The sequence below is a fragment of the Pseudomonas sp. LS.1a genome (genome assembly GCF_022533585.1).
GTDB lineage: Bacteria > Pseudomonadota > Gammaproteobacteria > Pseudomonadales > Pseudomonadaceae > Aquipseudomonas.
This window is the reverse complement of the sequence record NZ_CP092827.1, coordinates 4559773-4582623: the sequence shown is the minus strand read 5'-3', so window position 1 is coordinate 4582623 and position 22851 is coordinate 4559773. Positions and strand designations below refer to the sequence as shown.

Annotated in this window: 22 protein-coding genes; 15 read left to right on the top strand and 7 right to left on the bottom strand. The window is 62.2% G+C overall.

The annotated features are described in order from the left end of the window. The first annotated feature begins 87 nt into the window (after positions 1–87). Positions 88–342, top strand: coding sequence for an FAD assembly factor SdhE (locus MKK04_RS21135; RefSeq protein ID WP_003252043.1), 255 nt, complete (start codon positions 88–90; stop codon positions 340–342). After that, positions 326–784: a protein YgfX gene (locus MKK04_RS21130; RefSeq protein WP_241105955.1), complete on the top strand. Its 459-nt coding sequence runs from the start codon at positions 326–328 to the stop codon at positions 782–784. Before MKK04_RS21135 ends, MKK04_RS21130 begins: the two co-directional genes overlap by 17 nt. 118 nt (positions 785–902) lie before the next feature. Here MKK04_RS21130 and nadB read toward each other — a convergent pair whose 3' ends face one another. Then, positions 903–2507, bottom strand: coding sequence for an L-aspartate oxidase (gene nadB / locus MKK04_RS21125; protein ID WP_241105954.1), 1605 nt, complete (start codon positions 2505–2507; stop codon positions 903–905). A gap of 434 nt (positions 2508–2941) precedes the next feature. Between nadB and rpoE the strand changes: the two genes are divergently transcribed. The 10 genes from rpoE (at position 2942) to pdxJ (ending at position 12969) form a co-directional block, all read left to right on the top strand. After that, positions 2942–3523, top strand: coding sequence for an RNA polymerase sigma factor RpoE (gene rpoE / locus MKK04_RS21120; protein ID WP_003252049.1), 582 nt, complete (start codon positions 2942–2944; stop codon positions 3521–3523). A gap of 31 nt (positions 3524–3554) precedes the next feature. Continuing rightward, positions 3555–4145 carry a sigma-E factor negative regulatory protein gene (locus MKK04_RS21115; RefSeq protein ID WP_063913177.1) on the top strand — a complete coding sequence of 197 codons (591 nt, stop codon included), beginning with the start codon at positions 3555–3557 and terminating at the stop codon, positions 4143–4145. A 12-nt stretch (positions 4146–4157) separates the two neighbouring features. Then, positions 4158–5123: a MucB/RseB C-terminal domain-containing protein gene (locus MKK04_RS21110; protein WP_241105953.1), complete on the top strand. Its 966-nt coding sequence runs from the start codon at positions 4158–4160 to the stop codon at positions 5121–5123. 222 nt (positions 5124–5345) lie between these two features. Next, on the top strand, positions 5346–6746 hold the full coding sequence (locus MKK04_RS21105) for a DegQ family serine endoprotease (protein ID WP_370464236.1): 1401 nt from the start codon (positions 5346–5348) through the stop codon (positions 6744–6746). Positions 6747–6927: 181 nt separating this feature from the next. Continuing rightward, positions 6928–8727, top strand: a complete 1800-nt coding sequence (gene lepA / locus MKK04_RS21100) for a translation elongation factor 4 (protein ID WP_025340425.1) — start codon at positions 6928–6930, stop codon at positions 8725–8727. 5 nt (positions 8728–8732) lie between these two features. After that, entirely contained in the window at positions 8733–9587 is an 855-nt protein-coding gene (lepB, locus tag MKK04_RS21095) for a signal peptidase I (protein WP_063913173.1), read from the top strand. Positions 9588–9748: 161 nt separating this feature from the next. Further along, a complete protein-coding gene (rnc, locus tag MKK04_RS21090; protein ID WP_003258487.1) occupies positions 9749–10438 on the top strand; it encodes a ribonuclease III in 690 nt (229 codons plus the stop codon). Then, complete coding sequence (gene era, locus MKK04_RS21085; protein WP_063913172.1) at positions 10431–11333, top strand: GTPase Era; 903 nt, start codon at positions 10431–10433, stop codon at positions 11331–11333. Before rnc ends, era begins: the two co-directional genes overlap by 8 nt. Positions 11334–11501: 168 nt before the next feature. Further along, on the top strand, positions 11502–12185 hold the full coding sequence (gene recO / locus MKK04_RS21080; protein ID WP_241105952.1) for a DNA repair protein RecO: 684 nt from the start codon (positions 11502–11504) through the stop codon (positions 12183–12185). Positions 12186–12246: 61 nt separating this feature from the next. Next, the gene (gene pdxJ, locus MKK04_RS21075) at positions 12247–12969 is read left to right on the top strand and encodes a pyridoxine 5'-phosphate synthase (protein ID WP_153670549.1); all 723 of its coding nucleotides are present in this window, start codon (positions 12247–12249) and stop codon (positions 12967–12969) included. A 125-nt stretch (positions 12970–13094) separates the two neighbouring features. Here the strand turns inward: pdxJ and MKK04_RS21070 are convergent, their stop codons facing one another. Both MKK04_RS21070 and MKK04_RS21065 read right to left on the bottom strand, forming a co-directional pair. After that, positions 13095–14477, bottom strand: a complete 1383-nt coding sequence (locus tag MKK04_RS21070) for a heavy metal sensor histidine kinase (protein ID WP_241105951.1) — start codon at positions 14475–14477, stop codon at positions 13095–13097. Continuing rightward, positions 14474–15148, bottom strand: coding sequence for a heavy metal response regulator transcription factor (locus tag MKK04_RS21065; RefSeq protein WP_207832990.1), 675 nt, complete (start codon positions 15146–15148; stop codon positions 14474–14476). The genes MKK04_RS21070 and MKK04_RS21065 overlap by 4 nt, the downstream gene beginning before the upstream one ends. A 348-nt stretch (positions 15149–15496) precedes the next feature. On the opposite strand from MKK04_RS21065, the gene MKK04_RS21060 reads away from it, so the two are divergent. Continuing rightward, entirely contained in the window at positions 15497–15700 is a 204-nt protein-coding gene (locus MKK04_RS21060; RefSeq protein ID WP_207832988.1) for a hypothetical protein, read from the top strand. Between the two features lie 69 nt (positions 15701–15769). Here the strand turns inward: MKK04_RS21060 and cmoB are convergent, their stop codons facing one another. Then, positions 15770–16726 (bottom strand): tRNA 5-methoxyuridine(34)/uridine 5-oxyacetic acid(34) synthase CmoB, encoded by a 957-nt coding sequence (cmoB, locus tag MKK04_RS21055; protein ID WP_207832986.1) that lies wholly within the window; start codon positions 16724–16726, stop codon positions 15770–15772. Then, positions 16723–17466 carry a carboxy-S-adenosyl-L-methionine synthase CmoA gene (gene cmoA / locus MKK04_RS21050; protein WP_207832984.1) on the bottom strand — a complete coding sequence of 248 codons (744 nt, stop codon included), beginning with the start codon at positions 17464–17466 and terminating at the stop codon, positions 16723–16725. Before cmoA ends, cmoB begins: the two co-directional genes overlap by 4 nt. Positions 17467–17680: 214 nt before the next feature. Here cmoA and MKK04_RS21045 point away from each other — a divergent pair, with 214 nt between their 5' ends. Both MKK04_RS21045 and MKK04_RS21040 read left to right on the top strand, forming a co-directional pair. Then, a complete protein-coding gene (locus MKK04_RS21045) occupies positions 17681–18871 on the top strand; it encodes an alpha-xenorhabdolysin family binary toxin subunit A (protein ID WP_207832981.1) in 1191 nt (396 codons plus the stop codon). 1 nt (position 18872) lies between these two features. After that, entirely contained in the window at positions 18873–19808 is a 936-nt protein-coding gene (locus tag MKK04_RS21040) for an alpha-xenorhabdolysin family binary toxin subunit B (RefSeq protein ID WP_207832979.1), read from the top strand. A gap of 6 nt (positions 19809–19814) precedes the next feature. On the opposite strand, the gene MKK04_RS21035 is transcribed toward MKK04_RS21040, so the two are convergent. Both MKK04_RS21035 and lon read right to left on the bottom strand, forming a co-directional pair. Continuing rightward, a complete protein-coding gene (locus tag MKK04_RS21035) occupies positions 19815–20207 on the bottom strand; it encodes a protease inhibitor I42 family protein (RefSeq protein WP_207832976.1) in 393 nt (130 codons plus the stop codon). Between the two features lie 170 nt (positions 20208–20377). Next, positions 20378–22798, bottom strand: a complete 2421-nt coding sequence (lon, locus tag MKK04_RS21030) for an endopeptidase La (protein ID WP_207832975.1) — start codon at positions 22796–22798, stop codon at positions 20378–20380. Between the last annotated feature and the right edge of the window lie 53 nt (positions 22799–22851).

Genomic DNA, 22851 nt, shown 5'->3' with positions numbered 1-22851 from the left:
TAACAAAATAGGTAGGTGACTAGACCAACGCCCGGTGTCGCTTCGCTCGCCTGGCTGTATACTGGCGGGCCATTCGAGGAGGGCCCCATGGTCGAACAAACTGAACTCAACCGGCTTTTCTGGCACAGCCGCCGCGGCATGCTGGAACTGGACGTACTGCTGGTGCCTTTCACCCAGGAAGTCTACCCCACGCTCAACGAGACCGACCGCGAACTCTACGTGCGTCTGTTGAGCTGCGAGGATCAGGACATGTTCGGCTGGTTCATGGAGCGCACCGAGTCCGAAGACCCGGAGCTGCAGCGCATGGTCCGCATCATCCTGGACCGTGTCCAGCCCAAGTGAGTGCTTCGAGTGCCGCTGGCAAGGCTCGCGCCTGCTGCTGGCGGCCTACCTGGGTTGCCAGGTACTGGCGTGGTTCGCCGTATGGGCGAGCCCGCTGCCCGGGTGGTTGACCCTTGCTGTTGTCGCTACCTGTATTGCCCACGCTGGCTGGGCCATTCCCCGACGTATTTTGCTGACGCATGAACATGCTGTTGTTGGCTTGCGCCGTGATGTGCGCGGTTGGCAGGTGTTCAGCCGTGCCCGTGGCTGGCAGCCGGTGCGCTTGTGCCGGGACAGTGTGGCGTTGCCAGGGCTTGTAGTGTTGCGCTTTGTGCGGGCCGGGTGCTGGTTGGGGCGGAGCCAATGCGTACCGCGTGATGCGTTGGGGGCTGATGAGCACCGGCGCTTGCGGGTGCGGCTGAAGTTCAGCCGGCGCAGGTGGGCAGAGGTGAGCCGGGCATAGCGTCATACCGAGTTGGCTTCTTCGCGGGCTTGCCCGCTCCCACAGGTACTGCGCAAGACTGCAAGGCAGTGGAGTTCCTGTGGGAGCGGGCGAGCCCGCGAAGAAGGTGACGCCGATTTCAGAGCGGGCTTAGAATGGTGTCCTTGGCCTCGTCCAGCATCCCCGGGTAATCCAGGGTGTAATGCAGCCCGCGGCTTTCTTTGCGCTGCATGGCCGACAGGATCATCAGCTCGGCCACCTGCGCCAGGTTGCGCAATTCGATCAGGTCGCGGCTGACCTTGTAGTTGCTATAGAACTCATCGATTTCGTCCAGCAGCAGGCGAATGCGGTGCTGCGCTCGCTGCAGGCGCTTGCTGGTGCGCACGATGCCGACGTAGTCCCACATGAAGCGCCGCAGTTCGTCCCAGTTGTGCGCAATGATCACATCCTCGTCCGAGTCGGTGACCTGGCTGGCATCCCAGCCGGGCAGGGCCTTGGGCATGGCCACTTCATCCAGGTGCGCCTGGATGTCGGACGCAGCGGCACGGCCATAGACAAAGCATTCCAGCAGCGAGTTGCTGGCCATGCGGTTGGCACCGTGCAGGCCGGTGAAGCTGGTTTCGCCAATGGCGTACAGGCCCGGCACGTCGGTGTGGCCACGGTCGTCGACCATCACCCCGCCGCAGGTGTAGTGCGCCGCCGGTACCACCGGGATCGGCTGGCGAGTGATGTCGATGCCAAACGCCAGGCAACGCTCGTACACGGTGGGGAAGTGGCTCTTGATGAAGTCGACCGGTTTGTGGGTGATGTCCAGGTATACGCAGTCCACGCCCAGGCGCTTCATCTCGTGGTCGATGGCGCGGGCGACGATGTCGCGCGGGGCCAGTTCTTCACGCGGGTCGAAGCGTGGCATGAAACGCTCACCATTGGGCAAGCGCAGGAGCGCGCCTTCGCCGCGCAGGGCTTCGGTGATCAGGAAGCTCTTGGCCTGTGGATGGTACAGGCAGGTCGGGTGAAACTGGTTGAACTCCAGGTTCGCCACCCGGCAGCCGGCCCGCCAGGCCATGGCGATGCCGTCGCCGCAGGCGCCATCGGGGTTGCTGGTATACAGGTAGACCTTGGCCGCGCCGCCAGTAGCCAGCACGGTGAAGCGCGCGCCGAAGGTGTCCACTTCGCCGGTGTTGCGGTCGAGCACGTAGGCGCCCAGGCAGCGCTCGCCGGGCAGGCCGAGGCGGCGTTCGGTGATCAGGTCGACCGCCACGCGTTGCTCCAGTAACTGGATGTTCGGGCGTTTGCGGGCCTGCTCCAGCAGCGTGGTGAAGATGGCTGCACCGGTGGCGTCGGCGGCGTGGATGATACGTCGGTGGCTATGGCCGCCTTCGCGGGTCAGGTGGAACTCGAAGCCGCCGTCGTCGACGCTGTAGTGCTCGTCGCGGGTAAAGGGCACGCCTTGCTCGATCAACCACTCGATGGCTTCGCGGCTGTGCTCGACGGTAAAGCGCACCGCCTCTTCATGGCACAGACCGCCGCCGGCATTGAGCGTGTCCTCGACATGCGACTGCACGGTATCGGTATTGTCCAGTACCGCCGCGACACCGCCCTGGGCCCAGAAGGTCGAGCCGTTGGCCAGGTCGCCCTTGCTGAGTACGGCGACTCGCAGGTGGCCGGGGAGGTTCAGTGCCAGGCTGAGACCGGCGGCGCCGCTGCCGATCACCAGGACATCATGTTGGAATTGTTGGCTCATGTCGGGACACTAGTATTCTTTGGAAGGGGCGCGGCACAATAGTCACGCGCCGATGGCATTGTGAAACTATCGTTAAAGCTGGCCGGGTTGCCTTTATAGCAGCCCCGGGTGGCCAATTTCCATGCCACTTGCCTGGTCGCGACAACCTTTGTGGGAACTTTCCGACATGGCCGGAAATCCTATGAAGGCTGCCCACGCGCCACAACATGCCGCGGCGACGCAGGGTGGCAGGCCCGTCCTGGCTGTCCCTGCGTACTCGAAACCTGATTATCGACGTAGCCGGCCGTGACCGCGCCGCGTCTTCCGTGCAAGCCGACCAAGGGCTGCAGGAAACTTGCTTGGAGGGGAGAACTTTTGCGCAAAGCCCGAGTCTATGGTTGCAAGCCTGAACGATGGCCGTTGCAGCGCTCCTTCGAGTTCACTGAGGAGTGTTCATGCTAACCCAGGAAGAGGATCAGCAGCTTGTAGAGCGCGTTCAGCGCGGTGACAGGCGAGCGTTCGATCTGTTGGTGCTGAAGTATCAGCACAAGATTCTCGGGTTGATCGTGCGGTTCGTTCACGACACCCACGAGGCCCAGGATGTAGCACAGGAAGCCTTCATCAAGGCCTACCGTGCGCTTGGCAACTTCCGCGGAGACAGTGCGTTCTATACGTGGCTGTACCGCATCGCCATCAACACGGCGAAGAACTACCTGGTGTCCCGTGGAAGACGGCCGCCAGACAGCGATGTGAGCTCCGAGGATGCGGAGTTTTATGACGGCGATCATGGTCTCAAGGATCTCGAGTCCCCAGAACGCTCCTTGTTGCGGGATGAAATCGAAGGCACCGTCCATCGCACCATCCAGCAGCTGCCTGAAGACCTGCGCACGGCACTTACCCTGCGCGAGTTCGACGGGCTGAGTTACGAAGACATTGCCAGTGTCATGCAATGTCCGGTGGGTACCGTGCGCTCTCGAATCTTCCGCGCTCGGGAGGCCATAGACAAAGCCCTGCAACCTTTGCTGCAGGAAACCTGAGACAGCGGCGACAGCCAAGAGAGGAACCGCCATGAGTCGTGAAGCTTTGCAGGAATCGCTGTCCGCGGTGATGGATAACGAAGCGGACGAGCTTGAACTGCGTCGGGTGTTGAACGCCGTAGACGATGCTGAAACCCGTGCCACCTGGTCGCGTTACCAGGTTGCCCGCGCAGCCATGCACAAGGAGCTGCTGCTGCCTAACCTGGATATCGCCTCGGCGGTGTCTGCAGCGCTGGCTGACGAAGCCGTGCCGGCCAAGGTCAAGAAAGGCCCATGGCGCAGCATTGGCCGCCTGGCGGTAGCTGCCTCGGTCACTCTGGCGGTGCTGGCTGGTGTACGCATGTACAACCAGGACGAGATCACTGGCGCCGAGCTGGCTGCCCAGCAACCTGCCCAGCAAGGCCTGAGTGTGCCACAAGCGCAAGGCCCAGCCGTTTTGGCAGGCTATAGTGAGAGCAGTGAGCAACCGACCGGGCCGATGGCCAACGGCGTGCTGCAGAACCAGGCCGGCTGGGATCAGCGTCTGCCAGGCTACCTGCGCCAGCATGCTCAGGAATCTGCGCTCAAGGGCACTGAAACCGCATTGCCGTATGCCCGCGCCGCCAGCCTGGAAAACCGTTAAGTAAGGAGGATCATGCGCGCGCTACCTCTCCTGTCGCTGCTGATTGGCAGCTGCATGACGGTGCCAGCATTGGCGGCCAATTCCTCGCCCGAGGCGAGCGAGTGGCTGAACAAGCTGGCACAGGCCGAGCAAAAGCAGAGCTACCAGGGCTCTTTTGTCTACGAACGCAATGGCAGCTTCTCTTCCCACGAGATCTGGCACAGGGTCGACGACGGCAAGGTCAGCGAGCGGCTGTTGCAGCTCGATGGCGCCGCCCAGGAAATCGTGCGCGTGGATGGCAAGGCAGAGTGCGTCAGCGGGGCCTTGGCAAGTGGTGTTACGACACCCCCGGACGCCGCGCCGCGTGGGCTTGATCCGCTGAAACTGATGGGCTGGTATGACTTGAGCGTGGCGGGCAAGTCACGGGTCGCCGGGCGCGATGCCGTGATCGTGACGCTCACCCCGCGCGACCAGCATCGCTATGCCTTCGAATTGCACCTGGACCGTTCTACCGGCCTGCCGCTGCGCTCATTGATGATCAATGACAAGGGGCAGTTGCTGGAGCGCTTCCAGATGACCCGCCTCGAAACCGACGAGCTGCCCAGCGACGATGACCTGCGCCCCAGCGCTGCGTGCAAGCCGGTGCAGCAGGTGGCTGCTGCCGGTAATGACAGGGTCGTCGGCTGGCGTTCGGACTGGCTGCCGCCAGGCTTCGAGTTGGTCAACAGCTCGGTACGCCGCGATCCGAAGCATGACAGCACGGTCAGCAGCCTGATGTATGACGATGGCCTGGCGCGCTTCTCGGTATTCCTCGAACCGGTGAAGGATGAGGGGGGTACTGACATGCGTACCCAGCTTGGCCCGACTTCGGCGGTTTCGCGTCGGCTGAACACGCCAAAGGGCAGGGTAATGGTCACTGTGGTCGGCGAAATTCCGCTGGGTACCGCAGAGCGCGTGGCGCTGTCGATGCGCCCTCAGGATGACCAGGCGCGCCAGTGATGGTGCGCTTTTGCGGGCCTGGTGTGCGGGCCATGCCAAGGCGCGCAGGCATGCCGCTGAAATGAAATTAAAGCATTGTCATTTGCAATCCTTCGGCAAATTTTCTATAGGTCAGGCTTCTTGGAGCTTGGCCTTTCCTGCTTTGCGCAGGGGCCTTTCTAAACTACCGCTCGTTGTGACGGGAGCCGTATGTCAATACCACGCTTGAAATCCTACCTATCGATGTTCGCCGCCGTGCTGATGCTCGGCCAGGTGCTCAGCGCCCAGGCCGAGGAAGCCCTGCCGGACTTCACTACCCTGGTCGAGCAGGCCTCGCCAGCCGTGGTCAACATCAGTACCAAGCAGAAGCTGCCGGACCGCCGCATGGCCGCCGGGCAGATGCCCGACCTGGAAGGCCTGCCGCCGATGTTCCGCGAGTTCTTCGAGCGCAACATGCCGCAGCAGCCGCGCTCGCCGCGTGGCGACCGCCAGCGCGAGGCCCAGTCGCTGGGTTCGGGCTTCATCATTTCCAGCGATGGCTACGTGCTGACCAACAACCACGTGGTAGCCGATGCCGACGAGATCATCGTCCGCCTGTCGGACCGCAGCGAGCTGCAGGCCAAGCTGGTCGGCACCGACCCGCGCACCGACGTGGCCCTGCTCAAGGTCGAGGGCAAGAACCTGCCGACCGTCAAGCTGGGTGACTCCGAGAAACTCAAGGTGGGCGAGTGGGTGCTGGCCATCGGTTCGCCGTTCGGCTTCGACCATTCGGTGACCAAAGGTATCGTCAGCGCCAAGGGCCGTACCCTGCCTAACGACACCTACGTACCGTTCATCCAGACCGACGTGGCCATCAACCCGGGCAACTCCGGTGGCCCGCTGTTCAACATGAACGGTGAAGTGGTGGGTATCAACTCGCAGATCTTCACCCGTTCCGGCGGTTTCATGGGCCTGTCGTTCGCCATCCCGATCGACGTGGCGATCGACGTTTCCAATCAGCTGAAGAAAGACGGCAAGGTCAGCCGCGGCTGGCTGGGCGTGGTGATCCAGGAGGTCAACAAGGACCTGGCTGAATCGTTCGGCCTGGACAAGCCGGCTGGCGCCCTGGTGGCCCAGGTGCTGGAAAACGGCCCGGCGGCCAAGGGCGGCCTGCAGGTGGGTGACGTGATCCTGAGCATGAACGGCCAGCCGATCATCATGTCGGCCGACCTGCCGCATCTGGTCGGCAGCCTCAAGGATGGTGAAAAGGCCAAGCTGGAGATCATTCGCAACGGCAAGCGCCAGAACCTCGACATCAGCGTTGGCGCACTGCCGGACGACGATGCCGACATCGCTGCCGGCGCCGAAGGCAGCGCCGAGCGCAGCAGCAACCGCCTGGGCGTTTCGGTAGCCGATCTGACCGCCGAGCAGAAGAAAGCCCTGGAGCTCAAGGGTGGCGTGGTCATCAAGGAAGTCCAGGATGGCCCGGCCGCGATGATCGGCCTGCGCCCGGGTGACGTCATCAGCCACCTGAACAACCAGGCCATCGGTTCGGCCAAGGAATTCACCGAAATCGCCAAGGAACTGCCGAAGAACCGTTCGGTGTCGATGCGCGTGCTGCGTCAGGGCCGTGCCAGCTTCATTACCTTCAAGCTGGCTGAATAAGCGGCTTCGCAAGGAGAAAAGGGGCAGCTTCGGCTGCCCTTTTTCATGAAAGTTCACAATTCAGGGGCCAATGCTGTGTACAGCCCGATAGAGGAATCTCCCATATCCCGGCAGCTTAAGGTACAATTCCCGGCTATTTTTCGGCGGGCGTCCGGCTCGCAGCCTTTTCGAGTGTTGACCCGTGAGTGATTTGAGTCATATCCGCAATTTCTCCATCATCGCCCACATCGACCATGGCAAGTCGACGCTGGCCGACCGTTTCATCCAGATGTGCGGTGGCCTGTCGGCACGCGAGATGGAAGCCCAGGTGCTCGATTCCATGGACCTGGAGCGTGAGCGCGGTATCACCATCAAGGCCCACAGCGTCACGCTCAACTACAAGGCGCAGGACGGCAAGGTCTACCAGCTGAACTTCATCGATACCCCCGGCCACGTCGACTTCACCTACGAAGTCTCGCGCTCGCTGGCGGCCTGTGAAGGCGCGCTGTTGGTGGTGGACGCCGGCCAGGGCGTCGAGGCCCAGTCCGTGGCCAACTGCTACACCGCCATTGAGCAGGGCCTGGAGGTCATGCCGGTACTGAACAAGATGGACCTGCCCCAGGCCGACCCGGATCGCGTCAAGGACGAGATCGAGAAGATCATCGGCATCGACGCCACCGACGCCGTGGCCTGCAGTGCCAAGAGCGGCATGGGCGTGGACGAGGTGCTTGAGCGCCTGGTGCAGACCATCCCTGCGCCGGAAGGCGATATCGAGGCGCCGCTGCAGGCGCTGATCATCGACTCCTGGTTCGACAACTACCTGGGCGTGGTCTCGCTGGTGCGCGTGCGCCACGGCCGCGTCAAGAAAGGCGACAAGATCCTGGTCAAGTCCACCGGCAAGGTGCACCTGGTCGACAGCGTGGGCGTGTTCACCCCGAAACACACCCAGACCGCCGACCTGAAAGCCGGCGAAGTGGGCTTCATCATCGCCAGCATCAAGGACATTCACGGTGCCCCGGTCGGTGACACCCTGACCCTGTCCAGCACCCCTGAGGTCGAGGTGCTGCCAGGCTTCAAGAAGATCCAGCCGCAGGTTTACGCCGGCCTGTTCCCGGTCAGCTCCGACGACTTCGAGGACTTCCGCGATGCGCTGCAGAAGCTGACCCTGAACGACTCGTCGCTGCAATACATGCCGGAAAGCTCCGACGCCCTGGGCTTCGGCTTCCGTTGCGGCTTCCTCGGCATGCTGCACATGGAGATCATCCAGGAGCGCCTGGAGCGCGAATACGACCTGGACCTGATCACCACTGCGCCAAGCGTGATCTACGAACTGGAACTGAAAACCGGCGAGACCATCACCGTCGACAACCCATCGAAGCTGCCAGACGTCTCGGCGGTCGCCGATTTCCGCGAGCCGATCGTCACCGCCACCATCCTGGTGCCGCAGGAGCACCTGGGCAACGTCATTACCCTGTGCATCGAGAAGCGTGGCGTGCAGCGCGACATGCAGTTCCTCGGCAGCCAGGTGCAGGTGCGCTACGACCTGCCGATGAACGAAGTGGTGCTGGACTTCTTCGACCGCCTCAAGTCCACCAGCCGTGGCTATGCTTCGCTGGACTATCATTTCGATCGCTACCAGTCGGCCAACCTGGTCAAGCTGGACGTACTGATCAACGGCGACAAGGTCGATGCCCTGGCATTGATCGTGCACCGCGACAACGCGGCCTACAAGGGCCGTGCGTTGACCGAGAAGATGAAGGAACTGATCCCTCGGCAGATGTTCGACGTGGCGATCCAGGCAGCTATCGGCGGCCAGATCATTGCGCGGACAACCGTCAAGGCGCTCAGAAAGAACGTACTGGCCAAGTGCTACGGTGGTGACGTCAGCCGTAAGAAGAAACTGCTGGAGAAGCAGAAGGCCGGTAAGAAACGCATGAAACAGGTGGGCAACGTGGAGATTCCACAGGAAGCCTTCCTCGCCGTGCTCAGGTTGGATAGCTAGGTCCTATGTCGCTAAATTTCCCGCTGTTGCTAGTCATCGCCGTCTTCGTCTGCGGCTTGCTGGGCTTGATCGACCTGCTGTTCCTGGCCCCGCGCCGGCGTGCGGCAATCGCCAACTACCAGGGCAGCGTCAGCCAGCCCGAGATGGCGGTGGTCGAGCGCCTGGGCAAGGAGCCGCTGCTGGTGGAGTACGGCAAGTCGTTCTTCCCGGTGCTGTTCATCGTGCTGGTGCTGCGTTCGTTCCTGGTCGAGCCTTTCCAGATCCCTTCGGGGTCGATGAAGCCGACCCTGGAAGTGGGCGACTTCATCCTGGTGAACAAGTTCTCGTACGGCATTCGCCTGCCGGTGATCGACAAGAAGGTCATCGAGGTGGGTGACCCGCAACGCGGTGATGTGATGGTCTTCCGTTACCCGAGCGACCCGAACGTCAACTACATCAAGCGTGTGGTCGGCCTGCCAGGCGACGTGGTGCGCTACACCAACGACAAACGGTTGTTCGTCAACGGCCAGCCGATTGCCGAACAACTGGTGGGCACCGAGCCGGGCACCCTGGGCAGCGCCGAGCTGTACAAGGAAAAGCTCGGCGAGGCCGAGCACCTGATCCGCAAGGAAATGAGCCGTTACCGCATGCCGCCGGACCAGCAATGGACCGTGCCGGCAGGCCATTACTTCATGATGGGCGACAACCGCGACAACTCCAACGACAGCCGTTACTGGGATGACCCGAACATCCCGAAGGAACTGCACGGCATGGTTCCGGACCGGAACATCGTCGGCAAGGCCTTCGCGGTGTGGATGAGCTGGCCAGAGCCCAAGCTCAGCCACCTGCCCAACCTGTCGCGGGTCGGTCTGATCCATTGATACCCATCGGCGCTGGCCAGCAGGCAGCGCCGAATGCATTTCTGACATAGGCTGTGTTCTCAGGGATCGGGAGATTCGTCGCAAGTCGCGGCGGACCACAGCCAAACAGTCTTTCAGGATGTTGATTTGAACAACGCGTTGAACAACGAACGGGTGGCTGCATGAGTGCTCCCCTTGCCCGTCTGGAGCGAAAGCTCGGTTATACCTTCAAGAACCAGGACCAGATGCTCCTGGCACTGACCCATCGCAGCTACGCCGGGCGCAACAACGAGCGCCTGGAGTTTCTCGGTGACGCCATTCTCAACTTCGTCGCCGGCGAAGCGCTGTTCGAGCGCTTCCCGCAGGCCCGCGAAGGCCAGCTGTCGCGCCTGCGTGCGCGCCTGGTCAAGGGTGAAACCCTGGCCCGCCTGGCCCGTGGTTTCGACCTGGGTGATCACCTGCGCCTGGGTTCGGGCGAGCTCAAGAGCGGTGGCTTCCGCCGCGAGTCGATCCTGGCCGACGCCCTGGAGGCGCTGATTGGCGCCATCTACCTGGACGCCGACATGGAAACGGCGCGGGAGCGCGTGCTGGCCTGGCTGGCCGATGAGTTCGAAGGCCTGACCCTGGTCGATACCAACAAGGACCCCAAGACCCGCCTGCAGGAGTTCCTGCAGTCGCGCAGCTGTGAGCTGCCGCGTTACGAAGTGGTGGATATCCAGGGCGAACCGCACTGCCGGACCTTCTTCGTCGAATGCGAAGTGGTGCTGCTGAACAACAAGAGCCGTGGCCAGGGCGTTAGCCGGCGTATCGCCGAGCAAGTCGCCGCCGCGTCTGCACTGATCGCCCTGGGCGTGGAGAATGGCAATGACTGATAGCAACCCGACCCGCTGCGGCTACGTGGCCATTGTCGGCCGCCCGAACGTGGGCAAGTCGACCCTGCTCAACCACATCCTCGGCCAGAAGCTGGCGATCACTTCGCGCAAGCCGCAGACCACCCGCCACAACATGCTCGGCATCAAGACCGAGGGTGACGTGCAGGCGATCTACGTCGATACCCCCGGTATGCACAAGGCCAACGACAAGGCCTTGAACCGCTACATGAACCGCAACGCCTCGGCGGCCCTGAAGGACGTCGACGTGGTGATCTTCGTGGTCGACCGCACCAAGTGGACCGACGAGGACCAACTGGTACTGGAGCGCGTGCAGTACGTGACCGGCCCACTGATCATCGCGGTCAACAAGACCGATCGCATGGAAGAGAAGGCCGAACTGATCCCGCACTTGCAATGGCTGCAGGAGCAGTTGCCGAACGCCGAAGTGATGCCGATTTCCGCACAGCAGGGGCACAACCTCCAGGCGCTGGAAGCACAGATCGCCAAGCACCTGCCCGAGAACGATCACTTTTTCCCGGAAGACCAGATCACTGACCGCAGCAGCCGCTTCCTGGCCGCCGAACTGGTGCGCGAGAAGATCATGCGTCAGCTGGGTGCGGAATTGCCGTACCAGATCACCGTGGAAATTGAAGAATTCAAGCAGCAGGGCCACGTGCTGCACATTCACGCGCTGATCCTGGTCGAGCGCGACGGTCAGAAAAAGATCATCATTGGCGACAAGGGCGAGCGCATCAAGCGCATCGGCTCCGAGGCGCGCAAGGACATGGAAGTGCTGTTCGACTCCAAGGTCATGCTCAACCTGTGGGTCAAGGTGAAAGGCGGCTGGTCCGACGACGAGCGCGCCCTGCGCTCGCTGGGCTACGGCGACCTGTAAGCCTCGCACGGCCCCCCTTTGTGGGAGCGGCCTTGCGTCGCGATAGGGCTGCGAAGCGGCCCCAGGATTTCAGCAACACCCCATGACTTGGGGCCGCTTTGCGGCCCTATCGCGACGCAAGGCCGCTCCCACAGGGATTTGCATCAAACTTGGGCTGAGTGATCTTCCATGGAACAACCTGTCGGCCAGCCAGCCTACGTGCTGCACAGCCGTGCCTACAAGGAAACCAGCGCGCTGGTGGACTTCTTCACCCCGCAGGGCCGCATGCGCGCCGTGCTGCGCCGTGCGCGTGGCAAGGGTGGCAGCCTGGTACGGCCGTTCGTGCCGCTGGAACTGGAGCTGCGCGGACGTGGCGAGCTGAAGAATGTCGGGCGGATGGACAGCGCCGGCATCGCCGCCTGGCTGCATGGCGATGCCCTGTTCAGCGGGTTGTACCTCAACGAACTGCTCATGCGCCTGCTGCCCGCCGAAGCGCCTTTCCCGGCGCTGTTCGAGCACTACACCCTGACCCTGCAGGCCCTGGCCGCCGGTCGTCCGCTGGAGCCGCTGCTGCGCTCCTTCGAATGGCGGCTGCTGGACGAGCTCGGTTATGCGTTTTCGTTGCACCACGACGTCAATGATCAGCCGATCACGGCCGACGGCCTGTACCGCTTGCGTGTGGATGCCGGCCTGGAGCGGATCGAGCTGGTGCAACCCGGGCTGTTTCGCGGTACCGAACTGCTGGCCCTGGCCGAAGCCGACTGGGATGCCCCCGGCGCCTTGCTAGCCGCCAAGCGCCTGATGCGCCAGGCGTTGGCCGTTCACCTGGGGGCAAAACCACTGGTCAGCCGGGAACTGTTTCGCAAGCGCTGATCACGACGTATGCTGTGGGGCTCAATCTTCAGGAGAGCCTTTCGTGACTCACAGCAACCGCATGCTTCTTGGCGTAAACATCGACCACGTGGCGACCCTGCGCCAGGCCCGGGGCACGCGTTACCCTGATCCGGTCAAGGCTGCCCTGGATGCCGAGGAAGCAGGCGCCGATGGCATCACCGTGCACCTGCGTGAAGACCGCCGGCACATCCAGGAGCGTGACGTGGTACTGCTCAAGGATGTGCTGCAGACCCGCATGAACTTCGAGATGGGCGTCACCGAAGAGATGATGGCCTTTGCCGAGAAGATTCGCCCGGCGCACATCTGCCTGGTACCGGAAACCCGTCAGGAACTGACCACCGAAGGTGGCCTGGACGTGGCGGGCCAGGAGGCGCGGATCAAGGCGGCGGTTGAACGCCTGTCGCGTACCGGTGCCGAAGTGTCGCTGTTCATCGATGCCGACGAGCGGCAGATCGAGGCATCGCGCCGGGTTGGTGCGCCAGCCATCGAGCTGCACACCGGGCGCTACGCCGATGCCGAAACCCCGACCGAAGTGGCCGAGGAACTCAAGCGTATCGTCGATGGCGTGGCGTTTGGCGTGGGGCAGGGGCTGATCGTCAATGCCGGCCACGGGTTGCATTACCACAACGTCGAGGCGGTGGCGGCGATCAAGGGCATCAATGAGCTGAACATCGGTCATGCGCTGGTGGCGCATGCGCTGTTCGTCGGCTTCAAGGCCGCAGTGGCCGAGATGAAGGCGCTGATCGTGGCGGCTTCGCGCTAACCGCTGGTCGCCTGTACCGGCCTCTTCGCGGGTAAACCCGCTCCCACAGGTACTCTACAGGCCTGAGGCGTGTGCGATCCCTGTGGGAGCGGGTTTACCCGCGAAGAGGCCGGCACAGGCAGCGATCAATCGGCAGGAAACACCAGGGTAAAGCGGGTAGGCCCCAAGGGGCTGCTGCTAACCTCGACCCGCCCGCCATGCAACTGCATGATCGATTTCACGATCGCCAGCCCCAACCCGGTCCCACCCTCCAGCCGCGAGCGCCCCGAGCCCACCCGGTAAAACCGCTCGAACAAGCGCGACTGATGCTCTTGAGCAATACCATGCCCCTGGTTTTCCACCGACAGCCGAACTTCGCTGCCCAGGCGCTCGATGCGCAGCTCCACAGGCTTGCCATCGGGACAGTGCCGAATGGCATTGCTCAACAGGTTCGACAATGCCCGCTGAAACATCAGCCGATCACCCTGCGCCGTCCCCCAGCCCTGAACACGCAATTCAATCCCTTTCAGCTCGGCACTGAAGGCAAACAGCTCGACGACCCGCGCAGTCTCGTCGGCCAATGCCATGGGCTTGAGGGCAACCTGGGCCTGGGGTTGGCTGACCTGGGCGAGAAACAGCATGTCGTTGATGATGCGGTTGAGCCGGGTCAGCTCTTCGATGCTGTCTTCCAGCACTTCCCGGTAATTCGCGTTGTCCCGTTCGCGGGCCAGCGTCACTTGCGCCTTGCCCATCAGGTTGCTCAACGGTGTGCGCAGTTCATGGGCCAGGTCGTCAGAAAACTGCGACAGCTGGCTGACACCCTGGTCGAGGCGGTCGAGCATCACGTTGATGCTGCGGGCCAGCTCTGCCAGCTCCAGCGGCAGACCGGTAGCGGGCAGGCGATGTTGCAGGTCCTGGGCCGACACCTGGCCGGCAATGCGCCGGAAGTGCCGCAGTGGTTTCAGGCCGCGCTGCATCAGCCACCAGGCGCCGGCACCGATCAGCAGTAACAGCAGCGGCAGCGCGAGCAAGGTGGAGTGCAGGTAGGCCTGTAGCAGGGCGTTGTCGTCGGCGCGGTTGAGCGACATCATCACCTTGACCGGGGTGTCGTCGCGCAGGCGCATCAGCCGGGTCGCGGTGAGTATCTGGTTGCCATTGCTGTCGCGCCACGCATGAAAGGCCAGGCGGGCCTCGGTGCGCAGCTCGCCAACCTGCGATTCCAGTGCTGGCCCCAGGCTGAGCAGGTGCGGGTGGCGGCTTTCGAGGGCCAGCACGCTGAGGCTGAGGTTGTCGTGCCCCATCACCAGGTCGAGCAAAGGATGGGCGCGGGTGCCCAGGTCTTCGCTGCGCAGGTCTACGCGCAGGTTGTGCTCGACCTGCAGCATCTTGCGCGCCAGGTCCTTGCGTGCGCGGCTGTCCAGTTCGTGATCGAGGGCAAACACGGCCAGGCAGGCCAGCAGCATCACCAGTGCGGCGCCCATCAGCGTCATGCTCAGGCCCAGGCGCAGTGACAGGCTGGCGTTTTTCAAAAGCGTGCCTCGAGCACGTAGCCGACGCCACGCAGGGTATGGATCAGCTTGTTGTCGAACGGGTCGTCGATCTTTGCCCGCAGGCGCCGGATCGAAACCTCCACCACATTGGTGTCGCAGTCGAAGTTCATGTCCCACACCAGCGAGATGATCTGGGTGCGCGACAGCACCTCGCCGGTCTGGCGCATCAGCAGGTGCAGCAGGGCGAATTCCTTGGCGGTGAGGTCGATACGCTGCCCGGCACGGTAGGCACGGTGGCGGCCGGGGTCCAGCTCCAGATCGGCGACGCGCAGGGTGCTGGGCTGCAGTTGCTGGTCGTTGCGGCGCAGCAGGCTGCGGATGCGTGCCAGCAGTTCCGGGAACTCGAAGGGTTTGAGCAGGTAATCGTCGGCACCCAGGTCCAGGCCCTTGACCCGGTCGGCCAGGCGGCCGTGGGCGGTGAGCATCATGATGCGCGTGGCCGATTCGGCGCGCAGCCGCTGCAGCACGGTCCAGCCATCGATTTCGGGCAGGTTGACATCGAGGATGACCAGGTCGTAGGGCTGCTGGCGGGCCAGGTGCAGGCCGTCGGTGCCGGTGTGGGCGCAGTCGATCGCGTAGCCGTTCTCGCGCAGGCCCTGTTGCAGGTAGTCGGCGGTACGCAGTTCGTCCTCGATGATCAGTAGGCGCATGGGTGGGCTCGGTGTGATGAAAGGGGGCGATTCTCGACCCTGTAGTGGCATCAGGGTCAAGGCGCAGGATGTTACGGCATGAGTAAGGGCGCGCGGCGCAGATAACGGATTTGTAATGCTGCTGTTATCTGGCTGTCTGTTGCGGCCCTTTCGCGGGTAAACCCGCTCCCACAGGAACTTACAGACGCTGAAATCTGTGCAGTTCCTGTGGGAGCGGGTTTACCCGCGAAGAGGCCAGCACAGACAACACAGGGCCACATTGCAAGACTGTAATCCCCGCCTCACCTTGCCGTTAGCTAACCCTCGCTAGGATGGCCCTGTCTGATCGGTTATCACGAGGCAACCACGATGAACCTGACCAAGTACCTGCTGTTGGCCACCCTTGCCCTGGGCAGCGCCAGTGTTTATGCCGAGGGCGGCGCGGAACGTTCGAAACAATTCTGGCAAGCGTTCCGCGAAGACCAGCAGCGCCTGTACGGCGACAAGCAACAGGCCGTTGTCGAGCGTGAGCGTAAAGCACAGGAGAAGGCCCGCGAGTTGGCCAAGGACTGAGTTAACAGCACCTGCGCCGTGACAGCTCCTCGGCGCAGGTGTATTCAGGCGCCCATCCGGGCGCTTTTTTTATTTGCGCGCCAGCAGGGTGGCTCGGCGTGGGGCCGGCAGGCCTTCGATGGTCTTGCTGTGGTCGTTCGGGTCAAGGAAGTCGCCCAGTGACTGGTAGCGCATCCACTCGGTGCTGCGCTGTTCCTCTACGCTGGTCACGCTGACATCGACGCAACGCACATCGCTGAAACCGGCACGGCGCAACCAGCGCGCCAGGGCCGGCACCGACGGCAGGTACCAGACGTTGCGCATCTGCGCGTAGCGGTCCTCAGGTACCAGCACCTGGTTTTCGTCACCCTCGATCACCAGGGTTTCCAGCACCAGTTCACCACCTTTGACCAGGCAGTCCTTGAGCGCCAGCAGGTGCTCGATGGGTGAGCGGCGGTGGTAGAACACACCCATGGAAAACACCGTGTCGAAACCTTCGAGGTTGGCCGGCAGGTCTTCCAGGGCGAACGGCAGGTGCCAGGCGGGCAGCTCGGGCAGGTACTGCTGTACGGCCTGGAACTGGCAGAAGAACAGCCAGTTGGGGTCGACGCCAATCACCATGTCGGCGCCGGCACCGAGCATGCGCCACTGGTAGTAGCCGTTGCCGCAGCCCACGTCGAGCACGCGCTTGCCCTTGAGGTCCAGGTGCGGGCCAACCCGGGACCATTTCCAGTCCGAACGCCATTCGGTGTCCACATGCACGCCGAACAGGTCGAACGGCCCTTTGCGCCAGGGCGACAGGCCCATCAGTGCCTGGCGCATCTGTGTGCGGGTTGCGTCGTCGCAATCGCAGTCCAGGCGCAGCCCGTTGACCAGGTCGATTTCGCTTGGCTGCAGGGCGGGCAGGGCCTCCAGCGCACCGCGCCAGCGGTCGAGGTCACCGTGGCCCTTCTCCAGCTTGGCTTCCAGTTGCGCTTGCAGGCCTTGCGACCAGGAAGCCAGGGGCGTACCCGCCAGGCGGCGGACGAGGGGGGACAGATCGATCATGGCAGGGCTATCAAAGAGGCGAAGTTAAGGCATTGGAACCAAGGCACCACCTTCGAGAAGCCGGCTGCGCGCAGGCGCGCCTGGTGGGCTTCGAGGGTGTCGGGCCTCATCACGTTCTCGATGGCGCTGCGCTTCTGGGCAATTTCCAGTTCGCTGTAACCATTGGCACGTTTGAAGTCCAGGTGCAGTTCATTGAGCAGGTCCTGCTGTTCAGCATCGGCGAAGCACAGTTTTTCCGAGAGGATCAGCGCGCCACCGGGCAACAGCGCCTGGCGGATGCGGCCGAGCAGCGCCAGGCGCTGGTCGGGGGCGATGAATTGCAGGGTGAAGTTCATCGCCACCACCGAGGCGGGCTCGAAGGGCAGGGCCAGGATGTCGGCTTCCAGCACCTGCACCGGCAGCAGTTCCTGGAACATCGAGTCCTGGGCGGTGAGGTACTGACGGCAACGCTCGACCATGGCTGCGGAGTTGTCCACGGCAATCACCCGGCAGCCGTCACTTCGCACATGGCGACGCAGCGACTGGGTAACGGCCCCCAGCGAAGCACCCAGGTCGTACAGCGCGGTATGCGGTTGGGCAAAACGTGCAGCCAGCACGCCGAGGTTCTCGACGATGGTCGGATAGCCCGGCACCGAGCGCTTGATCATGTCCGGGAACACGCGCACCACATCCTCGTTGAAGACGAAGTCGGGCACCTGCTCCAGGGGCTGGGCGAAAAGGCGGTCGGGTTGTTTGCTCACGGCAGGCTCGATACAGGGTGAAACGGAGGCGCATTTTAGCCAAAGGCCACGCGTCTTGCCATGGCAATGCTACGAGAGGGCTGGACAGTTAGCCCAGCATAAATCGAAGTTTCCCACATCGATACGTTATCAAAGCGACAGTATCGAGGCCGACGAAGAAACAAAATTCAAGCGCATGACTGTGCATGCTGTAGTCAATAGCTTGAGGTGAGTAATGGCTGTCGCAACTGACTTGGAAAAATGTACCGTAGATGAAATGGATCCGCTTAGCAAAGTTAAAATGCTACCGGAGCGCTATTTTGAGTTTCTTGAAAGCCGGCTGAGCAGTGGTCAGCAAGCAGGGGGCTTGTTGACTGCGGAGAACCTGAAAGCGATAAAAAGGTACGCCAATGTGGTGAGTCAGTTGCCGCGTACCTTGGGTCAGGTCGAGAAGGAAGTTGATTACGCAGCCTTGGGGCTGGACGCTGCGCTTGTGTATGAGCTTTATCGTGCGCTACACAGGCATATCGATGAATGGGACAAACTCGAGCGTAGCGTCAAGCAACTGGGCCCGGAAATCGAGCTGTTCGCGGAGAGCCTGGTACAGCGTGGTGGCACCTTGTTGAACAACCTGGAAAGCAGCGATGTATTTCTGACGATCAAGAGAGCCAGGGCCGAACAAGGTGACGACGTGTATATCACGGCGTTGAGTGAAGAGGAGCAGGCGCAGCTAAAGAGTGTGCTGGCACCCGGCATTACCGAATTGGTAAGGGAAATCGAAGGCACTCGGCGCCGCATCGATGAAGTGGACGCCCGCGCCAATTGGTTCAATAGTGAAATCAAGCGCGAGATCAAGCCGCGCCTGGGGCGCTTGATCGCGCATTTCGACGAAAAGGCTTCCAGTGAAGTCATCATGCAAAAACGGCAGCAACTCGATGAATGGGATGAAAAGATCGATCAGCTGGCGTCTGATTATTCTACCAACGTGGGCTATGCATTCACTGGTCTTTGGTTCGGACCGATTGGGGTCGCCGTGACCGGCGGCGTCTTCGGCTCGAAAGCCGAAAGCATTCGTGCAGAAAAGAATGCACTGATCGAAAAGCGTGATGAGCTGACGCAAGAAATGGCAAAGCTCTTGCCAGCCCTCCAAGACTTCGAGCGTATCTCGACATTGGTCAGGGATTTGCAATTCAGGTGCAAGGACCTGTCATCGGCAACCCGGCGCCTGGCGGATGTCTGGTTGTTCCTGGCCTCGTATGCCAACAATTCGGTAAACGAAGCAAACGAGTTGAAGGATATGAACCAGTTGGAGGCGTTCGTTCATGATTTTTCGGAAGTTATCAAGCCCTGGACAAAGATAGGAAGCATCTGCCACACGCTGTCTGAACTGTTTGATGAACTCGTTGAAGAGTATGAGGATGCCTGACATGGACGTAATAGATATTAAAGCCGCTGTACCCGATTTTGTACGCATGCAGCAAGTGCAAGATCAGATATTCAGCCTTGTAGACGCATGGGGCATGAAAGTGCTCCCGCGGGCGCGTGAGCAACTTGGTGATTTGCGAACACTGTTGCTTGCGGTCGAGCGTTCTTTCAAGGAAAGCCTGATAGGCGCTATCGTGTTGCTGGAGGATCGGCAGTTTGTTTCGAGCCAACCAGGCGCTGATCCCCACCACAGACTTGCAACTGTTCTGAATCGTCTGAGTCAGCTTCACTCGGTATTGGCCAGGCAAAATCAGCGCTTGGAGCTCTTCTCGTTAGCCACCTTGATTGAGTTACTGCCGGAACTCGAAAGCCGCGTCGACCTGCATAGGCAACAAGTCGTGGCATTCGATGAGCGTTTGGCTGAACTGCGGCAAAAACAGTCAGATATTGTCGCGGCTATCGAGGTATTGGAAAAGCCTTCTGTTGCCAGTGCCTTGAAGGGGCTGATACCGAAAGATGACGACATTGACCAGATAGCAGGCTTGATCACGGATCCGAAAATCGATTTGAGTGTGATCAAGGCAGCAACACAAAAGCTGCGCGAGCATGCCGATGTGCTGGAGGGGGTCAAGACATTCAGTGACTTGAGTGACGCCTGCAGCAGGCTTGATGCAAGAATCGAGGGGGCGCTGAGTGACCGGCGGCATGTTCAGCAAACCTTGGAAAGCACCTTGGATGAGCGCGATGCCGTCAAGGCGTTGGTCCGGGTCGAGCCACTCAAGAATGAGTGGCTGCAAGAGCTTCGCAAGTTGGAACTGCAGTGGCAGGCTCAAGCTGCAAAGCTCGACCCGACGATGGCGTTGCCGGATGGCACGGCCGCTTTGCAGGAGTTCTGCGAATATCTGATGGTGGTTCAGATGGCGTATGACCGCAGCTGATTGCCCTCAACGGACGATGACTTTGCATTCGAAGATCTGCACCGGGGCGACATCTGTAGCCCAGGGTTGTTGGTAAACCAGCACCAACTGGGATGTGCCGACGCTGTTGGCCTGGTAGCGCCAGGTGGATACACCGGCGCTGCCGACCACGTCTTCTTCTTCGGGGGCGTTGTACACCTCTGGGCCCAGGCTTTGCAGCACGTTCGCGGCGGGGTCTTCAACGCGCCAGCGATAGCCGGTGGAGGGGTTGCTGGGCAAGGTCAGGGTCAGTGTCTGGCCAACTTGCAGGCGCGTCGGGCATTCGCTTTCGGCGTCCAGTGCGACAGGTTGCGTGGGCTGTTGGGCGCAGGCAGAAAGCAGGGCGAAGCTCAGGGGAACGAGCAGACGAAGGGCGGTCATGTTGGCTCCGTAGGCTGGCGATGGCCTGAGGATAACCGATGCTGGTGGGCTTTTGTGTTGCCAGTACTTGCCCTTTCGCGGGTAAACCCGCTCCCACAGGGGGCTCACTGGGCTCAAGCCCTGCGCTATCCCTGTGGGAGCGGGTTTACCCGCGAAGAGGCCGGTGCTGGCTAGAACAGAACTTTGGCCACGTCGGCAAAGCGCTTGGCGAAATGCACGGTCAGGCCTTCGCGCAGGTAGTCCGGCAGTTCTTCGTAATCGCCACGGTTAGGCTCCGGCAAGATCAGCTCGAAGATCTTCTGCCGCCGCGCCGCAATCACCTTCTCGCGCACACCACCAATCGGCAGTACTTGCCCGGTCAGGGTCAGCTCGCCGGTCATGGCCACGCCCTTCTTCGGTACCTGGTCACGGGCCAGCGACAGCAGGGCGCTGGCCATGGTGATGCCGGCACTCGGGCCGTCCTTGGGCGTGGCGCCTTCGGGCACGTGCAGGTGAATGAACGCTTCGTTGAAGAAACCAGGGTCGCCACCAAACTGCTTGAGGTTGGAGCTGACGTAGCTGTAGGCAATTTCGGCCGACTCTTTCATCACCTCGCCCAGCTTGCCAGTCAGCTTGAAGCCGCGGTTGAGGGTGTGGATGCGGGTAGCTTCGATCGGCAGCGTGGCGCCGCCCATGCTGGTCCAGGCCAGGCCGGTGATCACGCCTTTGCCGGCCAGCACCTGCTCGCTGCGGAACACTGGCATGCCGAGCGCGGCTTCCAGGTCCCTGGTGCCGATCTTGAGCTTGGCATCGGGGTTTTCCAGCAGCTTGACCACGGCCTTGCGCACCAGCTTGCCCAGTTGCTTCTCCAGCTGGCGTACCCCGGCTTCGCGGGCATAGCCTTCGATCACCGTGCGCAGGGCGCTGTCGCTGATGCCGAGGCTGGTCTTGGCCACGCCGGCCTTTTCCAGCTGTTTGGGCCACAGGTGGCGCTTGGCGATGGCCAGTTTTTCTTCGGTGATATAGCCGGACAGGCGAATCACTTCCATGCGGTCGAGCAATGGCCCGGGGATCGAGTCCAGGGTGTTGGCGGTGCACACGAACAGCACCTTGGACAGGTCCAGGCGCAGGTCCAGGTAGTGGTCGAGGAAGTCGACGTTCTGCTCCGGGTCGAGGGTTTCCAGCAGCGCTGAAGCCGGGTCGCCCTGGTAGCTCTGGCCCATCTTGTCGATCTCGTCGAGCATGATCACCGGGTTCATCACTTCGACGTCCTTCAGGGCCTGCACCAGCTTGCCGGGCTGGGCGCCGATGTAGGTGCGGCGATGGCCCTTGATCTCGGCTTCGTCACGCATGCCGCCGACGCTGAAGCGGTAGAACGGCCGGCCGAGCGATTCGGCGATGGACTTGCCGATGCTGGTCTTGCCCACCCCGGGCGGGCCCACCAGCAGCACGATCGAGCCGCTGATCTCGCCTTTCCAGGCGCCTACGGCGAGGAATTCGAGAATGCGCTCCTTGATGTCGTCGAGACCGGCGTGGTGCTGGTCGAGGACTTTGCGCGCGTGCTTGAGGTCGAGCTTGTCCTTGCCGTACACGCCCCAGGGCAGGGCGGTGGCCCAGTCCAGGTAGTTGCGGGTGACGGCGTATTCGGGCGAGCCGGTTTCGAGGATGGCCAGCTTGCCCATCTCTTCATCGATACGCTTGCGCGCCTGCTCCGGCAGGGTTTTGCCTTCGAGGCGCTGCTCGAACTGTTCGAGGTCGGCGCTGCGGTCGTCCTTGGTCAGGCCCAGCTCCTGCTGGATGACCTTGAGCTGTTCCTTGAGGAAGAACTCGCGCTGGTGCTCACCGATCTGCCGGTTGACCTCGGCCGAGATCTCGTTCTGCAGGCGCGCGACTTCCACCTCTTTGCGCAGCATCGGCAGGACCTTTTCCATGCGCTTGAGCATGGGCACGCAGTCGAGCACTTCCTGCAACTGGCTGCCGGTGGCCGAGGTGAGGGCGGCGGCGAAGTCGGTGAGCGGCGACGGGTCGTTGGGGCTGAAGCGGTTGAGGTAGTTCTTCAGCTCCTCGCTGTATAGCGGGTTGAGCGGCAGCAGCTCCTTGATCGCGTTGATCAGCGCCATGCCATAGGCCTTGACCTCGTCAGTCGGCTCGGCGGGCTGACGCGGGTATTCGACCTCGACCAGGTACGGCGGACGGTGGTGCTTGAGCCAGGTGCGGATGCGTACCCGGGTCAGGCCCTGGGCGACGAACTGCAGCTTGCCGTTTTCGCGGCTGGCGTGGTGCACCTTCACCAGCGTGCCGTACTCCGGCAGCGCCGAGGTGTCGAAGTGACGGTGGTCTTCTGGCGGGGTGTCCATGAAGAACAGGGCCAGGCAGTGGTCTGGTGACTTGGCGACCAGGTCGAGGGTTTCTGCCCAAGGCTCTTCATTGACGATGACCGGCAGCACCTGGGCCGGGAAGAACGGACGGTTGTGGATGGGGATCACGTAGACCTTGTCCGGCAGCTGCTGGCCGGGCAGGGCGAGGGCGTGGCCGGCTTCGGCCTGGTGGGGAGTGTGCTCGACTTCGCTGTGTTCGTCGGGATGTTCCGGGAAATCCTGCTGGTCGCTCATGGGGCACCTGCGTGAATGACTATGGTGCTTAGATGGGGCGCGGGGGGATGGGT

What these genes read in the sequence shown, in the direction of transcription:
- MKK04_RS21135 (WP_003252043.1), top strand. Translation starts at nt 88, where the DNA reads ATGGTCGAACAAACTGAACTCAACCGGCTTTTCTGGCACAGCCGCCGC.
- nadB (WP_241105954.1), bottom strand. Translation starts at nt 2,507, where the DNA reads ATGAGCCAACAATTCCAACATGATGTCCTGGTGATCGGCAGCGGCGCC.
- rpoE (WP_003252049.1), top strand. Translation starts at nt 2,942, where the DNA reads ATGCTAACCCAGGAAGAGGATCAGCAGCTTGTAGAGCGCGTTCAGCGC.
- MKK04_RS21115 (WP_063913177.1), top strand. Translation starts at nt 3,555, where the DNA reads ATGAGTCGTGAAGCTTTGCAGGAATCGCTGTCCGCGGTGATGGATAAC.
- MKK04_RS21110 (WP_241105953.1), top strand. Translation starts at nt 4,158, where the DNA reads ATGCGCGCGCTACCTCTCCTGTCGCTGCTGATTGGCAGCTGCATGACG.
- MKK04_RS21105 (WP_370464236.1), top strand. Translation starts at nt 5,346, where the DNA reads ATGTTCGCCGCCGTGCTGATGCTCGGCCAGGTGCTCAGCGCCCAGGCC.
- lepB (WP_063913173.1), top strand. Translation starts at nt 8,733, where the DNA reads ATGTCGCTAAATTTCCCGCTGTTGCTAGTCATCGCCGTCTTCGTCTGC.
- rnc (WP_003258487.1), top strand. Translation starts at nt 9,749, where the DNA reads ATGAGTGCTCCCCTTGCCCGTCTGGAGCGAAAGCTCGGTTATACCTTC.
- era (WP_063913172.1), top strand. Translation starts at nt 10,431, where the DNA reads ATGACTGATAGCAACCCGACCCGCTGCGGCTACGTGGCCATTGTCGGC.
- recO (WP_241105952.1), top strand. Translation starts at nt 11,502, where the DNA reads ATGGAACAACCTGTCGGCCAGCCAGCCTACGTGCTGCACAGCCGTGCC.
- pdxJ (WP_153670549.1), top strand. Translation starts at nt 12,247, where the DNA reads ATGCTTCTTGGCGTAAACATCGACCACGTGGCGACCCTGCGCCAGGCC.
- MKK04_RS21065 (WP_207832990.1), bottom strand. Translation starts at nt 15,148, where the DNA reads ATGCGCCTACTGATCATCGAGGACGAACTGCGTACCGCCGACTACCTG.
- MKK04_RS21060 (WP_207832988.1), top strand. Translation starts at nt 15,497, where the DNA reads ATGAACCTGACCAAGTACCTGCTGTTGGCCACCCTTGCCCTGGGCAGC.
- cmoB (WP_207832986.1), bottom strand. Translation starts at nt 16,726, where the DNA reads ATGATCGATCTGTCCCCCCTCGTCCGCCGCCTGGCGGGTACGCCCCTG.
- MKK04_RS21045 (WP_207832981.1), top strand. Translation starts at nt 17,681, where the DNA reads ATGGCTGTCGCAACTGACTTGGAAAAATGTACCGTAGATGAAATGGAT.
- MKK04_RS21040 (WP_207832979.1), top strand. Translation starts at nt 18,873, where the DNA reads ATGGACGTAATAGATATTAAAGCCGCTGTACCCGATTTTGTACGCATG.
- MKK04_RS21035 (WP_207832976.1), bottom strand. Translation starts at nt 20,207, where the DNA reads ATGACCGCCCTTCGTCTGCTCGTTCCCCTGAGCTTCGCCCTGCTTTCT.
- lon (WP_207832975.1), bottom strand. Translation starts at nt 22,798, where the DNA reads ATGAGCGACCAGCAGGATTTCCCGGAACATCCCGACGAACACAGCGAA.